Below are 1543 nucleotides of genomic sequence, written 5' to 3'. Positions count from 1 at the left end.
AACGGACTTGTTTTAAATAATTCCTTTGTAATTTCAATTGCTTTTTCATCATCTTTTCCTTTATGCTGAATTAAACTAACAATTATAATTACAACCATTGTTAATACAGCCGTTAACCCCATTTGATCCATCCAAGGCATTGCTGTAGCTTTAAATGCAACTGCAATTGGGATAGAAGATAAAGCACCAATAATTGCAGCCTTGTTTGTTGTTTTCTTCCAGAATAAACCTAGCATAAATACAGCTAAAATACCCGGAGAAACAATCCCTGTATATTCTTGAATAAACTGGAATGCTTGGTCGATACCTCCTAAAAGTGGCGCCATAATACACGCAATTAATAAAGCCACACCTGCTGATAATCTTCCAACGTTTACTGTTTGTTTATCACTTGCATTTTTATTGATGTATTGTTTGTAAATATCCATTGTAAAAATGGTTGATGTTGAATTCAACATAGAAGCTAAAGACGATACAATTGCTGCTGCTAAAGCTGCAAATGCCAATCCTTTCATACCAGTTGGTAAAAATTGTAATAACCAAGGGTATGCTCTATCTGCTTGTTCTAATGATGGTAAGTTTTTCAACCCAGCAGCACCTAAACGAGCCATAATTTCAGGGTCGTTTACCATAACATACGCTGCAATTCCAGGAATTACAACAATCACAGGAATAATTAATTTTAAACCTGCAGCTAATAAAATACCTTTTTGAGATTCTTTTAATGATTTGGCTGCTAGTGTTCTTTGAATAATGTATTGGTTGAAACCCCAATAATATAAGTTTGCTACCCAAAGTCCACCAACTAAAACACCAATTCCTGGTAAGTTTTTAAATTCAGGATTTCCTTCTTCTAAAATCATAGCAAAACGATCTGGTGCTGCTGCATAAACCGTTTTAAGTCCTTCAATAACACCTTGTCCGTCAGACACTGTATTTAAGGCTAAATAAGTGGTTACTAAACCTCCTAAAACTAAAAACACAACTTGAATCACATCGGTCCAAGCAACTGCTGAAAGTCCACCGTATAAAGAATATGCTGCGGCAAATAAACCTAAACCTATAACCCCATACACCATTGGAATTCCAATGATTGTTTCTAAGGCTAAAGAACCTAAATACAATACCGATGCTAAATTCACAAATACATATAAAGCAATCCAGAAAACCGCTAAAATTGTCTTCAAATTTGTTGAAAATCGTTTTTCTACAAACTCAGGAATGGTATACAATCCTTTTTCAATAAATATTGGTAGAAAATACTTTCCTACTATAATTAAAGTCAATGCTGCCATCCACTCATAAGAAGCAATTGCCAAACCAAGTGCAAAACCTGAACCCGACATTCCTATAAATTGTTCTGCGGAAATATTTGCAGCAATTAGACTTGCTCCAATAGCCCACCAAGGTAAACTTTTACTTGCTAAGAAGTAATCTTCTGCATTTTTTTCATGTCCTTTTTTATCTCTGGAAACCCATAATCCTACACCTAAAATAAGTACTGCATAGGCTACGAAAATGAGGTAATCCCAAAATCCAAAAT

Annotated in this window: 1 protein-coding gene; it reads right to left on the bottom strand. The window is 34.7% G+C overall.

The features are described from left to right. On the bottom strand, positions 1–1543 hold a 1543-nt coding region (locus tag CHB67_RS16980; protein WP_217900286.1), incomplete at both ends, for a sodium/sugar symporter.

The sequence above is a fragment of the Lutibacter agarilyticus genome, assembly GCF_900188235.1.
Classification (GTDB): Bacteria; Bacteroidota; Bacteroidia; order Flavobacteriales; family Flavobacteriaceae; genus Lutibacter; species Lutibacter agarilyticus.
This window is presented reverse-complemented; position numbering and strand designations above follow the sequence as displayed.